Here is a 14,829-nt window from a genome sequence, read left to right on the forward strand (position 1 = left end):
AAATCTGGGGCTTGGCGAATTTTTCCGATTCATCGCGCGAAGAACGTCCAAATGCGCTCCGGATCAACGGAAGCGGTTCTTCCATTCGCGCATCAATGTGAAGGCAGTTAGCCGATCAGACACGGTTTCGTGCAATTGGGTTTCGAGGTTCGACTGGACCGTCGGCTCCCCGGCGCGCAGGAACGGATTCACCGCGCGCTCGTGCGCGATCGTGGTCGGCAGCGTCGGCTGATGGCGGGCGCGCAGCTCGTTCGCCTTGTCGCGCCACGCCTGCAGTTCGGCGTTGTGCGGCTCGCAGGCGAGCGCGAAGCGGATATTCGACAGTGTGTACTCGTGGGCACAATGCACCTCGGTCGCGCCGGGCAGCGCGGCGAGCGCATCGAGCGAGGTCAGCATCTGTTGCGGCGTGCCTTCGAATAGGCGCCCGCAGCCGCACGCGAACAGCGTGTCGCCGCAAAACACGTGCGGCGTGCCGCGCGAATCGGCCGCCTGGAAATAAGCGATGTGTCCGCTCGTGTGGCCAGGCACCTCGAGCACGCTGAATTCGAGCGAGGGTGCCGCGATCGTCACGTGATCGCCGCCTTTGAGACGATGCGTCAGGTGCGCGATCGCCTCGCCGGCAGGGCCGTAGACCGGCACGTCCTGGACGTTCAGCAGATCGGCCACCCCACCGACGTGGTCTTGATGGTGGTGCGTGAGTAAAATAGCGCTCAGCCGCCAACCTCGTTGGGCCAGACAGGCGCGCACAGGGGCGGCTTCGCCCGGATCGACGACGACCGCGTGGTGTCCGTCGGCAATGACCCAGATGTAATTGTCTTCAAACGCCGGGACCGGTACGTACTCGAGCGCATTCATAGGCGACGCATTTTTTATATGACTGACCGAGCGATTATAGACTGGCCCGCCTGGACCGAATCACCGCCTGGCCGCTACGTGCTCGACTGGGAGCAAACCCAGCTCGATCGCGTGGTGTCGGACGTGTTCGGCTATCATGCGCTGCAACTCGGCCTGCCGCAGCTCGACGCGCTGCGCGAGAACCGCATGCCGTGTCGCGGCCTCGTGCTCGACGCGGCGAGCGGCGCGAGCGCGCCGTACACGTATCCGCGGGCGGCGCGTCGCGGCGGTGTGAGTGGCACGAGCGGCGTCGGCAATGTCGGCGGCGACAATCCCGGCAATGCGGCGCCGGATGCCTCCGGTCTACACGCACCGGGCGGGCGCAGCGCGGTCTGGTGCGACCTGCTCGATCTGCCGTTCGAAGCCCAAAGCGTCGACCTGCTCGTGATGCCGCACACGCTCGAATTCACCAGCGACCCCCACCGGCTGCTGCGTGAAGCCGAACGCGTGCTGGTGCCCGAAGGCCAGCTGATCATTCTCGGCTTCAACTCATTGTCGCTGTGGGGCATGCGGCAGTCGGTCGGCAAGATGGCAGGCCACCCCTTCGTCCCTGCCGCCATCGACCTGATCGCGTTCACGCGCCTGAAGGACTGGATCAAGCTGCTCGGCTTCGACCTTGAACGCGGGCGTTTCGGCTGCTATCGTCCGCCGCTCGCGAGCGATCAATGGCTCGCGCGCTACGGCTTCATGGAAGCAGCCGGTGACCGCTGGTGGCCGATTTTCGGCGCAACCTACATGATCAAGGCAATCAAGCGCGTGCGCGGCATGCACCTCGTCGGGCCGCTCAAAGTGAAAAAGCCCGTCCTTGCGACAGGCCTCGCGCCCGCCGCCACCCCGAACACACGTAACCACACCGAATGACTCCTGATCACATCGATATCTATACCGACGGCGCCTGCAAGGGCAATCCCGGCCCCGGCGGCTGGGGCGCGCTGCTGCGCTTCGGCAGCCAGGAAAAAGAACTGTTCGGCGGCGAAGCCAACACGACCAACAATCGCATGGAGCTGATGGGCGTGATTTCCGCGCTCGAGGCGTTGAAGCGCCCGTGCAAGGCGATCGTGCACACCGACTCGCAGTACGTTCAAAAAGGCATTAGCGAGTGGATTCACGGCTGGAAGAAGAAAGGCTGGATCACCGCGGCGAAGCAGCCCGTCAAGAACGCCGATCTGTGGAAGCGGCTCGATGCGCTCGTCGCGCAACACGAGATTGAATGGCGCTGGGTGCGCGGACACAACGGACATCCGGAAAACGAGCGCGCCGATCAGCTGGCCAATCGCGGCGTGGCGTCGCTCGCTGAGATGTAAAGAGGCTGCGCGCGTCGGCAACGACACGCACCGCCCTCCCCGCTTTTTTCTGCAATTTTTTTGAAGCAGGCTAATCCGACATGCGTCAACTGATCCTCGATACCGAAACTACCGGCCTGAACCCCCGTGGCGGAGACCGGATTCTCGAACTCGGTTGCGTCGAGCTGGTGAACCGCCGGCTGACAGGCAACAACCTGCACTTCTATATCAACCCGGAGCGCGACAGCGATCCGGGCGCGCTCGCAGTGCACGGCCTGACCACGGAATTTTTGAGCGACAAGCCGAAGTTCGCCGAGATCATCGACCAGTTCCGCGACTTCATCCAGGGCGCGGATCTGATCATCCACAACGCGCCGTTCGACATCGGCTTTCTCGATGCCGAGTTCGCGCTGCTCGGCCTACCGCCGGTGAGCAAGCATTGCGGCGAGATCATCGACACACTCGCGCAAGCCAAGCAGATGTTCCCAGGCAAGCGCAATTCGCTCGATGCGCTGTGCGACCGCTTCGGCATCAGCAACGCGCACCGCACGTTGCACGGCGCGCTGCTCGACTCGGAACTGCTCGCCGAAGTCTATCTGGCGATGACTCGTGGCCAGGAAAGTCTCGTCATCGACATGCTCGGTGAAGCGCAAGCCGGCGCCGATACGCATGCGCCGCGCGTCGCGCTCGACTCGCTGGAGCTGGTCGTGATCGCCGCGAGCGACGACGAGAGCGCCGCGCACGAAGCCGTGCTCGATGGTCTCGACAAGGCCGTCAAAGGCGCGAGCGTCTGGCGTCTTGAACCCGCTCCGGCCGCCGATGAGCAAACTACTTAAAAAAGACTGGACGAACCCGAATTTCCCTGACATAATCTCAATCTCTTCGGGTGGTTAGCTCAGCGGTAGAGCACTGCCTTCACACGGCAGGGGTCACTGGTTCGATCCCAGTACTACCCACCAGATTCTTGGTGTGTCGATCACCGAAGACAAAAGGGCTTACACAGCAATGCGTAAGCCCTTTTTCTATTTGCCGGCAATACATCGCGGATGTCACTCTGAGCAAAGCTGGCGGCAGAACCACGTCGTTCCGTATGTTGGCGAGCGCCGCGCACGGCTGATATATTCAGCACTCGGGCATTCGCCCGGTCCGGCTCCGTCCGGTTTGTCCATCTTGAACCATCACAGGGAGGCGCCACATGTTCACAGTGCATCGCGCGCTCCCTCGCATGGTCTCGCGACCGTCGGCCCATCCGACACGACCGATGCGACCTTAAAAGCCGCACAGTCTTCGCCGATGCGCAGCCACCTCGACAGGCGCGCCGCATTAATTCCAGACAGTCCGTTGTTCCGTTGCCGTTGTCTGCCGTCGTTTTTTCCCGCGCGTTTCCCTTGCGCATTCCGGCATCCGCTGGCTGTCTGCCCTTTTCGCTTCTGACTGGAACCTCGGCGCGCTCGCGCGACGCCGGGTCGAAAGTAAATGGCCAACAGAAAACTCGACTTTCGCGGACAAGCCTTCAAGGATGTCCTCAGCTTCACCTTCCGTCACTGGACGCAACAGCCGTGGCGCATCGTCGTAATTGCGGCGCTCGCGCTGCTCACGGCGGGCTCGGACATCTTGACGCCGGTCTTCGCCGGACGCCTCGTCGACGCGATCGCGGCCGGCCCGGCTTCGTCGGCGCCAGTCCGGCATCACGCGCTCGAGGCCTTCGGCGTGCTCGCCGCGCTCGGCCTGAGCGCAACGCTGTTGCGCCAAGGCGTCTACTTCAACATCATCCGTTTCACGCTGAAGATGATGAGCGAGATTGCCGCGCGCGCGTTTCATCGCGTGCAGCGCTTTTCGACTGACTGGCACGCGAACAGCTTCGCCGGCTCGACCGTGCGCAAGATTACGCGCGGCATGTGGGCGCTCGATCTGCTGAACGACACGCTGCTGATCGCGCTGCTGCCGTCGCTCGTGATGCTGTTCGGCGCGACCGCGCTGCTCGGCTGGCGCTGGCCGATGATGGGCCTCGTCGTCGGCATCGGCTCGGCGCTCTACATCGGCGTGACCGTGACGGTGTCGCTCGGCTTCGTCGCGCCGTCCGCGCGTCTCGCGAATGCGTGGGACACGCGCATGGGCGGCGCTCTCGCCGACGCGGTCAGCTGCAACGGCGTCGTCAAGGCGTTCGGCGCGGAAGCGCGCGAGGAAGCACGCCTCGCGCACGTGATCGGCAAATGGCGGCAGCGCACGCGCCGCACATGGGTGCGCGGGACGCTCAACGGCGGCCTTCAGGGCGGCATGCTGGCCGCGATCCAGGCCGCGATTCTCGGCGTGGCGTTGCTGCTGTGGGCACGCGGCGAAGCGAGCGTCGGCGACATCACGTTCGCGCTGACGATGTTTTTCATGCTGCAAGGCTATCTGCGTGACATCGGCATGCACATCCGCAACCTGCAGCGCTCCGTCAATGACATGGAGGAACTGGTGTCGCTCGAAAGCCAGCCGCTCGGCATCGAGGACCGGCCCGGCGCCGGCCCTATCTCGATCCGCAACGGCGAGATCCGCTTCGAGCACGTGTCGTTTCACTATGGCGCACACAGCCGGCCGCTCTACGACGACTTCTCGGTGCGCATCGCGCCGGGCGAGCGCGTCGGGCTGGTCGGCCATTCGGGCTCGGGCAAGACGACCTTCATCAAGCTGATTCAGCGCCTTCACGACATTTCGGGCGGCCGGATCACGATTGACGGTCAGGATATTGCGCAGGTCCAGCAGGCGTCGCTGCGCAGTCAGATCGCGATCGTTCAGCAGGAGCCGGTGCTGTTTCACCGCTCGCTCGCCGAGAACATCGCGTATGGACGGCCCGGCGCGAGCCGTGCCGACATCGAGCGGGCCGCGCGGCTCGCGAGCGCGCACGATTTCATCGCCGCGCTGCCGAACGGCTACGACACACTGGTCGGCGAACGCGGGATCAAGCTTTCGGGCGGCGAGCGTCAACGCGTCGCGATCGCGCGGGCTTTTCTCGCGGACGCGCCGATCCTGATTCTCGACGAAGCCACGTCGAGCCTCGACAGTGAAAGCGAAGTGCTGATCCAGCGCGCGATGGAGCGACTGATGCAGAGCCGCACGACGCTGGTGGTCGCGCATCGGCTATCGACGGTACGTGCGCTGGACCGGCTGCTGGTGCTGGACAAGGGCAAGGTAGTCGAGGAAGGCAGCCACGACGCGCTGATCAAACGCGACAACGGTCTGTACCGGCGCCTGTTCGAGCGTCAGGCGCTGGAGTTGATCAAAGGTCTCGGCGAGCCAGCGGACTTCAAGGCTGACCGGGTCGATGATTCGGGCTTGCTGGTCGGCTAGCGCGACGAAGGGATGCTCTCGCCGCGGCGTCGAGCGGCGCCACGCCTCGCGCCACATGTCCACAGCAGTAGAAGGCTCGTCGCGCTAAACCGCGCCGGCGGGCAGCCCGATGCCGCGCGCCATGCCCGCCGCGGCAAACACCAACAGAACCATCAGCACGGTCTGGATCACGTTGAAATGGGCGTAGGAGCGCGCCTTCTTCAGATTCGGCGCCGCGCCGCTGCGGATCGACGCACGCCAGCGCATCAGGCCGAGCATCGTGGGCACCTCGAGGATCAGGATCAGCACCAGCAACCCCATCTTCACGTGAAAGAGCGGCTCGTGCAGATAGTAGTCGGCGCCCTTCTCATAGCTGCCGAACACGCGCATCAGGCCGGTCACGATCAGCACCAGCCCAGCGATGCCCCAGCGTGAATCGGCACGAAACACTGAACGCAACGCGGCGGGCACCGACGCGCGACGCAGCGACCACGTGCGTCTGAGAATCGACGCGAGCGCAAAGCCATAAGCAAGCAGATGAAGCGCGGCAAGCAACCAGCGAACCAGCATAGCGACTCCTGCGAAAGACGCGATACGATCGATGAGTGTCCCACTCGCCCGCCTGCTGGCCGGGCGCCTTGATTGCATTATCGGCGAAGCTTCGCTCCGGGATGCATGCATCGGCCACGCGATGTGGTCGATAGCACAAAACGTGCAGCGTCAGACCTGGCGCAACGTCGTGTCGAGCGCGCGGGCGGCGACGCGATCGCCTTCGGTCGTCAGCGCGGCGCGGAAAACGGTCTGCCGGTTATGACCCGCGGCGGCGGGCGAATCCCACAGCAACTCGATCTTCGGACGCACGCCGAACGCGCTGCGCGCAAGCGAGGGCGCCGCGACCGACCCCATCGGCGCCGCTGACGCGCGGGCCTCGCCCGCCGCGCCGAACACGACCGCGGGCGTGGGAGCCGGCGTCGAGCGCACCTGGGGGCCGCTCGCCCAACGCACCGACAATTCGCGCGCATCGTATTGCCCGACTTTGCGCCGCTCGGCCCACACGACGACGGTGCGCGTCAGCGGATCGAGCGACACCGCATAACGGCCGATCGCGAAACGCCGTGCCGCGACGTTGGTCCGCCACAAGGGCAGCGGCCGGCAGATCCACACGACGATCGCATACAGCGCGGGCGCCGCGAGCAGCCACCCGTTGGTGGCAGCGACCGTCTGCATCGCGCGACGCCAGCCAGCGCTCGCGACGAACGCGCCGACAGACCACAGCGCAAACAGCAACCCGAGGAACGCAAACAGGCGCAGCGCCTGACGCAGCCATTGCGGCAGCGGATGAAACGGACGCTCGGCGACGGCGCGCGCGCCCGGCTGGAATATCAGCAGGAACAGAAAGACGAGATTGATGCACGCCCATGGCGAAGACGCCATCGCGGTCAGCGCGGTGGTCAGGCTCATCTGCGACATCGAGAAAAACCAGCGGACGGCGAGCACGAGACCGATGGCGCGTAACGTAAAAATCGTTCCAGCGCCGGGCGCTGCGTTCGCACGCGTCTCTTTCCTACTCGCCAAGGCATCCTCCTGTCGTCGGCGGCGCCGCCCATTTTGCGGCACGGCCATTATAGGGATATTACCGAGACTGGCTCGATCGCGCCGCGCGGAATCCCGTATTTTCGGATGCGCGCCGACGAAAAGCGCGGCGCGCATGCAACAACGCCCCGCCGGCAAGGTGCCGGCGGGGCGTTGAGAATAGCAAAGGAAACGCGCAATGGGTTTCCTTGCTGCAAGCGTTTTACTTACTGCGCATCAGCTGTGACGAATCAACCGCCAATCAGCTTGCGTTGACTTCACGCAGCACCTTGCGGTGCTTCTGACGCAGCAACTCTTCGTACACGGCGACGTAGTTCTTCGCCATGACCTTCGACGAGAAACGCGATTCGAATGCCTTGCGCACACCGGCGCGCGGCAGCGTGTGCAGACGCTTCACGGCGGCGACCGCGCTGATTTCGTCTTCGACGACGAAGCCCGACACGCCGTTTTCGATCACTTCCGGCACTGAACCGCGATTGAACGCGATCACCGGCGTACCGCACGCCATCGCTTCGATCATCACCAGACCGAAGGGCTCGGGCCAGTCGATCGGGAACACCAGTGCCTGCGCATTGCCGAGAAATTCGCGCTTTTCAGCTTCGCCGATTTCGCCGATGTACTCGACGTGCGGCAACGACATCAGCGGCTTGATGACTTCTTCGTAGTAGGCACGGTCGGCCTTGTCGATCTTGGCGGCGACTTTGAGCTTCATGCCTGCCTGCCCGGCGATGCGAATCGCCCTGTCGAGCCCCTTCTCCGGCGAGACGCGGCCCAGGAATGCGAGGTAGCCAGGCTCGACGTTAGGAATCGGCTTGAGCACGTCTTCCGGCAGACCGTGATAGACGGTTTGCTGCCAGTTTGCCTGGGCAAGCGGAATGCGCTGGTTGTCCGAGATCGACACGACCGGCACGTCGTTGAACGTGTTGAAGATCGGCTGCAGTTCCGGCAGATCGAGACGGCCGTGCATGGTCGTCACGAACGGCACCGGCTGACGCGCGAACAGCGAGAACGGGTAGTAGTCGATGTGGAAATGCAGCACGTCGAATTCGTCCGCGCGGCGGCGCACTTCTTCGAGCAGCAGCATGTGCGGCGCCATCACGTCGCGGATCGTCGGGTCGAGGCGCAGCGCCTGCGGCCAGAAAGCTTCGAGCTTCGCCGAAGTTTGCGAATCGCCGCTTGCAAACAGCGTGACGTCGTGGCCCTGCTCGACCAGCGCCTCGGTCAGATAGGACACTACGCGTTCCGTACCACCATACAGCTTGGGAGGAACCGCCTCGTGCAACGGAGCGATTTGAGCGATTCGCATATTGACGAACTCCTAGTAAAAAATCAGGCAAAAGTACCGCGTTTGGAAAAAGCGACTCGCTTGCTCGCCAGGGCAGTCTGGCCGGAGATGCCGGCGCGGGCCTGATTCTTTTGAGAAATCCTGCGATGGATCGCTTCGATAAAGAGCCCAGACCAGTGGATCAGCGTCTGTGCATGTGCGAGTAAACGCGCATGCGGCACCTACGTTGACAAACTGTCAGAAAATTTGCCGGGCTAACGAACACGCATTATCGATGCCCGGATTGTTGCCGCACCACAGCATTTCAAAGTCTTTACGTTGTTACAAACGCGAAACACTTTGCAAACCCTTGTTTTCTAAGACAGTTCTACAGTCTCTACGGGTTTCGGAGTGGCACGGCGGTACTGTGTCTGTGAACACTCTTGCACCAACCTTGCCGGCAAACATTGAAAAATTGCCGCGCTGCAGTTGAATGCTATTTGTAATTGTATCTCGAAATTGTCCGCAATTTGCGTGGATCGCCCGTCGAGTGGTGCGTCCGGAGGACGCAGATCGCGGAGGTCCATCGCGAAATCAATCGCGCCAAAAGCCCGGATACACAGGGCGCAATCGTCTTTGCATGTTTACAATGCGAAGCATCGGCTTCACGGAGAGCGATGCTTTTCCGTGTGGTCCGCGCTTTGCATGCACAACCCGCAACACATCGATCTCAGCTCAATTGGAACACTTGACCATCGCCCAGCGTAACGCCCAGAACGCAAAGCTCGCGAGCTATGCGCACCGGCCGCTTGCGTTTCTCTTCCGCTTTATCCGCCGCCATCCGGTCGCGCATGCGATCGTGTTGTGCAGCGTATTTGCGGCCGTGGGCTGTGCGCTCGCTTCGCAATACGCGATCAAACACCTGATCGACGTGCTCGCCGGCGGCCGGCATCATCCGGGGCCGCTGTGGAGCGCGTTCGCGATCCTCGTCGGCCTGATCGCCGCCGACAACCTGTTGTGGCGGGTCGGCGGCTGGTTCGCCGCGCACACGTTCGTCGCCGTGACGGGCGATCTGCGGCGCGATCTGTTCCAGTACCTGAGCGGCCATTCGCCGACCTACTACGCCGAAAAACAGCCTGGCATGCTGGCGAGCCGGATCACCGCGACCTCGAACGCCGTCTACACCGCCGAAAACACCACCGCGTGGAACGTGCTTCCGCCCTGCATCGCGGTGCTCGGCGCAATCGTGATGATCATCGCGGTGAACCCGCTGATGGCCGCCGGCCTGATGTTCTGCTCGGCGATCCTTTCGGTCGTGCTGTACAAGCTCGCGGGCCGCGGCTCCGCGCGCCACCATAATTTCGCGACCAAGGCGGCATCGGTCGACGGTGAACTCGTCGATGTGATCAGCAATATGGGCCTCGTGCGCGCGTTCGGCATGACGTTTCGCGAGCAGCGCCGTTTTGCCTCGACGGTCAAGTCGGAAATGGAGGCGCGCCAGCAAAGCCTGCTGTATCTGGAAAAGCTTCGTCTGCTGCACGCCGTGATCACGGCGCTACTATCGGCCGGCCTGCTCGGCTGGGCGCTGTGGCTGTGGGACCAGGGACGCGCGACCTCGGGCGACATCGTGCTCGTCAGCTCGCTCGGCTTCACGATCCTGCACGGCACGCGCGACCTCGCCGTGGCACTCGTCGACGTCACGCAGCACGTCGCACGACTCGCGGAAGCCGTGCGCACGCTGCTCGAACCGCACGGCATGCCCGATCGCGACGACGCGACCGAACTCGTGCCGCAGGGCGGCCGCGTCACGTTCGACAGCGTCACGTTCGCCTATCCGCGCCGCCGGGCGATTCTCGATCACTTCGACCTGAATATCGAACCGGGTCAGCGCGTCGGCCTGATCGGCAAGTCGGGGGCCGGCAAATCGACGGTGCTCGCGCTACTGCAGCGTTTCTACGAGACCCAGGGTGGCGCGATCAGGATCGACGGGCAGGACATCGCGGCGATCACCCAGGATAGCCTGCGCCACGCGATCGCGCTGGTACCGCAGGACATCTCGCTGTTCCATCGCTCGGTGTACGAGAACATCGCGTATGGCCGCCCCGAAGCGAGCCGCGAGGAAGTGCTCGCCGCCGCCCGCGAGGCGCGTTGCGCGGACTTTATCGAGGCGATGCCGGAAGGCTATGACACGATCGTCGGCGACCGCGGCGTGAAACTGTCGGGCGGTCAGCGCCAGCGCATCGCGATCGCGCGCGCGATTCTGAAGAACGCACCGATCCTGCTGCTCGACGAAGCCACGTCCGCGCTCGACAGCGCGTCCGAAGAAGCGATCCAGAAGGCGCTCGACCGGCTGATGGTCGGCCGCACGGTGATCGCGATCGCGCACCGTCTGTCGACGCTGAACAACTTCGACCGCATCATCGTGATGAGTGCCGGCAAGGTCATCGACGACGGCACGCCGGAAGAACTGCGCCAGCGTCCGGGCCTCTATCGCGACCTGCTCGCGAAGCAGTATGGCAAGGGCCAGACGTTGCATGTCGGCGGCAAGAAGGTCGACGAGCAGCACGTGGTCTGAGTACGCACGGTCCGCGCGCCGGCTGCAGGTCCCATGAAAAAAGCCGCTCCGTGGAGCGGCTTTTTGCTGTTCGGCTTGCGGCTGGCTCAGCCGCTCACGCTCTCGCGCGCCGCCCTCTTCCTCGCGGCGCCCGCCGCCCCTGTGGCCGCGCGCGTCTTCCCGCTTCTACCTCGCTTCGCGCCGTCGGCGTTCTGCAGATCGCGCATGAAGTTATCGCGCCACACCGACACGTTGTTCTCGCGCAGCTGCGCCATCATGTCGCGATAGCGCGCCTGACGCTCGGCGAGCGGCATATCGAGCGCCTGAGCGAGCGCTTCGGCCATGCCGTCGATATCGACCGGATTGACGATCAGCGCGCCATCCAGCTCCTGCGCCGCGCCCGCAAAGCGCGACAGCACGAGCACGCCGGGATTCTCCGGATCCTGCGCCGATACGTATTCCTTCGCGACGAGGTTCATGCCGTCGCGCAGCGGCGTCACATAGCCGACGTGCGCGGTACGGAACAGCGCCGCCAGCACCGAACGCTCGTACTGCTTGTGGATATAAAGGATCGGCGTCCAGTCCAGCTCGGCGAAACGTCCGTTGATCCGTCCCGACTCGCCTTCGAGCTGCAGCCGGATGTCCTGATACGCGTGCAGGTCGGCGCGCGTCGGCGGCGCGATCTGCAGGAACGACACTTTGTTGCGCTGCGCGGTCGCATGCTCGAGCAGGCGCTCGAACGCGCGGAATCGCTCGACCAGTCCCTTCGAATAATCGAGCCGGTCGACGCTCATGATCAGCTTGCGCGAATGCACCGTCGCCTTCATCGTGCGTACCGGCTTGTCGCGCTCGCCCGCTTTCGCGAGCTCGGCGATCTCGTCCGGATAGACGCCGATCGGATAAGCCGATGCGCGCAGCGTGCGACCGAATGCTTGCACGGTGAGCGGTCCTTTCGCCGGCACGTCGACCGAGCCGCCCGCCTCGTTGATCACGTAGTCGCAGAACGCGCGCAGATCGGGGCCGGTCTGAAAGCCGAGCAGGTCGAACGAACACAGCGCCTCGACGAGTTCGCGATGCGGCGGCACCGTCAGCAGTACCTGCGCGGCCGGAAACGGAATGTGCAGGAAAAAACCGATGCGGTTCTTCACGCCTGCCGAGCGCAGTGCCTGCGCGAACGGGATCAGGTGATAGTCGTGCACCCAGATCACGTCATCTTCGCGCAACAGCGGCACGAGTTGCTGCGCGAGCCACGCGTTGACGCGCCAGTAGCCCTCGAAGTCGTGACGGTCGTACTGCAACAGGTCGGATCGATAGTGAAACGCGGGCCACAGCGTCGCATTCGAGAAACCGCGGTAATACTGGTCGTAATCGCGTCGCATCAGCGGGACGGTCGCGAAGGTCACCGGACCGCGCTCCTCGACCTTGATCTGCGGCTGGCCGGAGCTGAGCACGTCGCCGCTCCAGCCGAACCACATGCCGCCGGTCTCCTTCAGCGCGTCGTACACGCCAACCGCCAGACCGCCCGCCGCCGGGCCGCCCTCCGAAATAGGCGCAACCCGGTTCGAAACAATGATCAGTCGGCTCATGAAGCGCGATTCCCGGTGCAGTATGTTGTTTTAGTTGAGCGGGGCGCGGGCGTCACGCCCCGCGCGCCGCCGCGACAATCGTTTCGAGCCAGTCGAGCAGTGACGATACCGATTCGACGCGCGTGCGCGCCATCGTTTCGCCAGCCCCGACCTTGATCGACAGGCCACCGCGCTCGTTGACGACCGCAAAGCCCTTTTCGTCGGTCAGATCGTCGCCGGCGAATACCGGTGTGCGTCCGGTGAACGGCAACTCGTCGAGAAACGCACGCGTCGCGCGGCCCTTGTCGACATCTTTCGGCTTGATCTCGTAGACCATCTTGCCCGGCTGCAGCACGTACGACGCGGGGTAATCGGCGACGAGCCGCTCGGTCGCCTGGCGCGCGACCGGCTCGCGGTCCGGTGCGTTGCGGTAGTGCAGCGCGAGCGCCGCGCCCTTGATCTCGAGCAGCATGCCCGGGTGTTCGTTGACGACCTGCGCGAGCACCTGCTCCATGCGCAGGAGGCGCTGGTCGTGAAAACCGATGCGCTGCGTGTCGCCATTCGCATCGCGCCGCTCGGCGCCGTGCAGGCCAGCGACCGGCAGATCGGGCATGCCGAGAAAACTGTCGATACTGTCGATGCCGCGCCCCGACACCACCGCGACCGCGCCATTCGTCAGACTGCGCAGCTCGCGCAGAAGGTCGATGACGCGCGGCTGCACCAGCACGCCATCCGGCGTGGGCGCGAGTTCGACGAGCGTGCCGTCGAAATCGAAGAAAAATGCGGTCTCGCTCGGAGACAGAACAGCCGGAAGTGCTTGCATCGCCTGGGTTCGCCTTTCAGCCATGTGCGGCCGGAAAAGTGTGCGCATCTTACCGCGCATCCGTCAATTTTTCGAGAAAGTAAGCCGGGACTCAAGCCCGGCGGGCGGTCTGCCCGACCGTTTGGTTCGGCCGCGTTCAAAAGCGCAACGATCGGGCTTCACGCGGCTTTCAGCCACCTGCGTCATATTGCCTCGCGAATCGTGCGCCGGGCCCGCCGGCCGTCGCCGGCGGCGATTTTGCGCTACAGTCGCTGCCACGCGGTCTGTCGGCGTGGTCTACATCCTCCATCGATTCGTGGTGCCTGCTATTCAATCGAGTCATTGAACCCTGCTTTGTTCCCGATCCTCCCACCCCAGCGCCCCCAGCCGAACCTGCTCCGCTCACGACCCTGGAGACTCACGCACGGGTTGGCACGCCGTTTCGCCGTGGGAGCGACGCTGGGTACGCTGGTCGCGCTCGTCGCACTGACCGGGTGCACGCAGCGCGCCGAGCCGTGGCTGTTGACCAACGTGACCGGCCATTTGCCGGATCTGGACTTCACATTGACCGACGACGCCGGTCGCCCCGTCAGCGCCGCTTCGTTCAAAGGCCGGGCATCGCTTGTCTACTTCGGCTACACACATTGCCCGGACGTCTGCCCCGAGACGATGGGTCGCCTGATGCAGGTGCTCGCCAGGCTCGGCCCCGATGCGCAGAAAGTGCGCATCCTGTTCATCACCGTCGATCCGGCGCGCGACACCCCGCGGGCTTTGCACGACTACGTCGGCGCGTTCGACGCCGAGCACGCCGAAGGGCTGACCGGCACCGACTGGCAGATCGAGTCGCTGGCGAAGCGCTATCGTGTCGCGTATCAGATGGAAAAGCGCGACCCGAATGGCAACTACGAGGTCACGCACAGCTCCGCCGTCTATGTGTTCGACAGCCAGGGCCATGCGCGCCTGCTCGCCACCGATCACGACACGCCCGATGCGATCGCGCAGGACCTGCGCCGCGTCATCGATGACCAATCCTGATTTTTAACCGATCCCAATCCATCCCGACATGACGATCAAGCTCAAACCGTTCGCTTCCCTCGCCTGCGCGCTCGCGCTGTCGTTCGGCGTCTTGTCGACCGCGCAGGCGGCCGACGCTCACGCGATCAGCGTCAAGGACGCGTGGGTGCGCTGGCTGCCGAACAACCTGCCCGCCGCCGGCTACGCGACGCTCGTCAACGCGAGCGACAAGCCGATCGACCTCGTCGATATTTCGAGCGACGACTACGGCGACGCAATGCTGCATCAAACGGTATCGAGCGGCTCGTCGCAGAAGATGGTGATGGTCGACAAGCTGACGGTGCCCGCGCATGGCCAGGTCGCGATCGCGCCAGGCGGCTATCACGTGATGCTCGAGGACGCGAAGCACAAGATCGCGCCCGGCGACACCGTGCATCTGACGCTGAAGTTCTCCGATGGCGAAACGCTGAGCGCGCCGTTCGCGGTCAAGTCGCCGGCCCAGACCAAGTAAGCGGCACCACGGGCCACCCCCACCGCAAACGCCATCG

General features: G+C 64.2%; 13 protein-coding genes and 1 tRNA gene. 8 read left to right on the forward strand and 6 right to left on the reverse strand.

The window, feature by feature from the left end; translation table 11 throughout:
- Nucleotides 1-63 precede the first annotated feature (63 nt).
- Nucleotides 64-855: a hydroxyacylglutathione hydrolase gene (gene gloB, locus L0U81_RS10870; protein WP_233802516.1), complete on the reverse strand. Its 792-nt coding sequence runs from the start codon at nucleotides 853-855 to the stop codon at nucleotides 64-66.
- A gap of 18 nt (nucleotides 856-873) precedes the next feature.
- Here gloB and L0U81_RS10875 point away from each other — a divergent pair, with 18 nt between their 5' ends.
- From L0U81_RS10875 to L0U81_RS10895, 5 genes are all read left to right on the forward strand, one after another.
- Nucleotides 874-1,755, forward strand: a complete 882-nt coding sequence (locus tag L0U81_RS10875; RefSeq protein ID WP_233802518.1) for a class I SAM-dependent methyltransferase — start codon at nucleotides 874-876, stop codon at nucleotides 1,753-1,755.
- Entirely contained in the window at nucleotides 1,752-2,198 is a 447-nt protein-coding gene (rnhA, locus tag L0U81_RS10880; protein ID WP_062127769.1) for a ribonuclease HI, read from the forward strand. Before L0U81_RS10875 ends, rnhA begins: the two co-directional genes overlap by 4 nt.
- A gap of 80 nt (nucleotides 2,199-2,278) precedes the next feature.
- Nucleotides 2,279-3,013, forward strand: coding sequence for a DNA polymerase III subunit epsilon (dnaQ, locus tag L0U81_RS10885; RefSeq protein WP_233802520.1), 735 nt, complete (start codon nucleotides 2,279-2,281; stop codon nucleotides 3,011-3,013).
- Between the two features lie 48 nt (nucleotides 3,014-3,061).
- Nucleotides 3,062-3,136: transfer RNA gene (locus tag L0U81_RS10890), tRNA-Val, on the forward strand.
- 517 nt (nucleotides 3,137-3,653) lie between these two features.
- Nucleotides 3,654-5,510: an ABC transporter ATP-binding protein gene (locus L0U81_RS10895; protein ID WP_233802522.1), complete on the forward strand. Its 1,857-nt coding sequence runs from the start codon at nucleotides 3,654-3,656 to the stop codon at nucleotides 5,508-5,510.
- An 84-nt stretch (nucleotides 5,511-5,594) separates the two neighbouring features.
- On the opposite strand, the gene L0U81_RS10900 is transcribed toward L0U81_RS10895, so the two are convergent.
- The 3 genes from L0U81_RS10900 to L0U81_RS10910 all read right to left on the reverse strand — a co-directional run bounded on the left by L0U81_RS10900 (nucleotide 5,595) and on the right by L0U81_RS10910 (nucleotide 8,388).
- Complete coding sequence (locus L0U81_RS10900; RefSeq protein ID WP_233802524.1) at nucleotides 5,595-6,059, reverse strand: DUF2214 family protein; 465 nt, start codon at nucleotides 6,057-6,059, stop codon at nucleotides 5,595-5,597.
- Between the two features lie 150 nt (nucleotides 6,060-6,209).
- On the reverse strand, nucleotides 6,210-7,064 hold the full coding sequence (locus L0U81_RS10905; protein ID WP_233802526.1) for a hypothetical protein: 855 nt from the start codon (nucleotides 7,062-7,064) through the stop codon (nucleotides 6,210-6,212).
- 259 nt (nucleotides 7,065-7,323) lie between these two features.
- Complete coding sequence (locus tag L0U81_RS10910) at nucleotides 7,324-8,388, reverse strand: glycosyltransferase family 4 protein (RefSeq protein WP_233802527.1); 1,065 nt, start codon at nucleotides 8,386-8,388, stop codon at nucleotides 7,324-7,326.
- Between the two features lie 697 nt (nucleotides 8,389-9,085).
- Here L0U81_RS10910 and L0U81_RS10915 point away from each other — a divergent pair.
- A complete protein-coding gene (locus L0U81_RS10915) occupies nucleotides 9,086-10,921 on the forward strand; it encodes an ABC transporter ATP-binding protein (protein ID WP_233802528.1) in 1,836 nt (611 codons plus the stop codon).
- An 86-nt stretch (nucleotides 10,922-11,007) separates the two neighbouring features.
- Here L0U81_RS10915 and otsA read toward each other — a convergent pair whose 3' ends face one another.
- On the reverse strand, nucleotides 11,008-12,486 hold the full coding sequence (gene otsA / locus L0U81_RS10920) for an alpha,alpha-trehalose-phosphate synthase (UDP-forming) (RefSeq protein WP_233802529.1): 1,479 nt from the start codon (nucleotides 12,484-12,486) through the stop codon (nucleotides 11,008-11,010).
- Nucleotides 12,487-12,538: 52 nt separating this feature from the next.
- Entirely contained in the window at nucleotides 12,539-13,288 is a 750-nt protein-coding gene (gene otsB / locus L0U81_RS10925; protein ID WP_233802531.1) for a trehalose-phosphatase, read from the reverse strand.
- Between the two features lie 408 nt (nucleotides 13,289-13,696).
- On the opposite strand from otsB, the gene L0U81_RS10930 reads away from it, so the two are divergent.
- Both L0U81_RS10930 and L0U81_RS10935 read left to right on the forward strand, forming a co-directional pair.
- Nucleotides 13,697-14,302: an SCO family protein gene (locus L0U81_RS10930; protein WP_233802533.1), complete on the forward strand. Its 606-nt coding sequence runs from the start codon at nucleotides 13,697-13,699 to the stop codon at nucleotides 14,300-14,302.
- Between the two features lie 28 nt (nucleotides 14,303-14,330).
- On the forward strand, nucleotides 14,331-14,792 hold the full coding sequence (locus L0U81_RS10935; protein WP_233802534.1) for a copper chaperone PCu(A)C: 462 nt from the start codon (nucleotides 14,331-14,333) through the stop codon (nucleotides 14,790-14,792).
- The last annotated feature ends 37 nt before the right edge of the window (nucleotides 14,793-14,829 follow it).

The organism is Paraburkholderia sp. HP33-1, assembly GCF_021390595.1.
Lineage (GTDB): Bacteria > Pseudomonadota > Gammaproteobacteria > Burkholderiales > Burkholderiaceae > Paraburkholderia.

Excerpts from the sequence above, each read along its gene's own strand:
- gloB (WP_233802516.1), bottom strand. The coding sequence starts at position 855 with ATGAATGCGCTCGAGTACGTACCGGTCCCGGCGTTTGAAGACAATTAC.
- L0U81_RS10875 (WP_233802518.1), top strand. The coding sequence starts at position 874 with ATGACTGACCGAGCGATTATAGACTGGCCCGCCTGGACCGAATCACCG.
- rnhA (WP_062127769.1), top strand. The coding sequence starts at position 1,752 with ATGACTCCTGATCACATCGATATCTATACCGACGGCGCCTGCAAGGGC.
- dnaQ (WP_233802520.1), top strand. The coding sequence starts at position 2,279 with ATGCGTCAACTGATCCTCGATACCGAAACTACCGGCCTGAACCCCCGT.
- L0U81_RS10895 (WP_233802522.1), top strand. The coding sequence starts at position 3,654 with ATGGCCAACAGAAAACTCGACTTTCGCGGACAAGCCTTCAAGGATGTC.
- L0U81_RS10900 (WP_233802524.1), bottom strand. The coding sequence starts at position 6,059 with ATGCTGGTTCGCTGGTTGCTTGCCGCGCTTCATCTGCTTGCTTATGGC.
- L0U81_RS10910 (WP_233802527.1), bottom strand. The coding sequence starts at position 8,388 with ATGCGAATCGCTCAAATCGCTCCGTTGCACGAGGCGGTTCCTCCCAAG.
- otsA (WP_233802529.1), bottom strand. The coding sequence starts at position 12,486 with ATGAGCCGACTGATCATTGTTTCGAACCGGGTTGCGCCTATTTCGGAG.
- otsB (WP_233802531.1), bottom strand. The coding sequence starts at position 13,288 with ATGCAAGCACTTCCGGCTGTTCTGTCTCCGAGCGAGACCGCATTTTTC.
- L0U81_RS10935 (WP_233802534.1), top strand. The coding sequence starts at position 14,331 with ATGACGATCAAGCTCAAACCGTTCGCTTCCCTCGCCTGCGCGCTCGCG.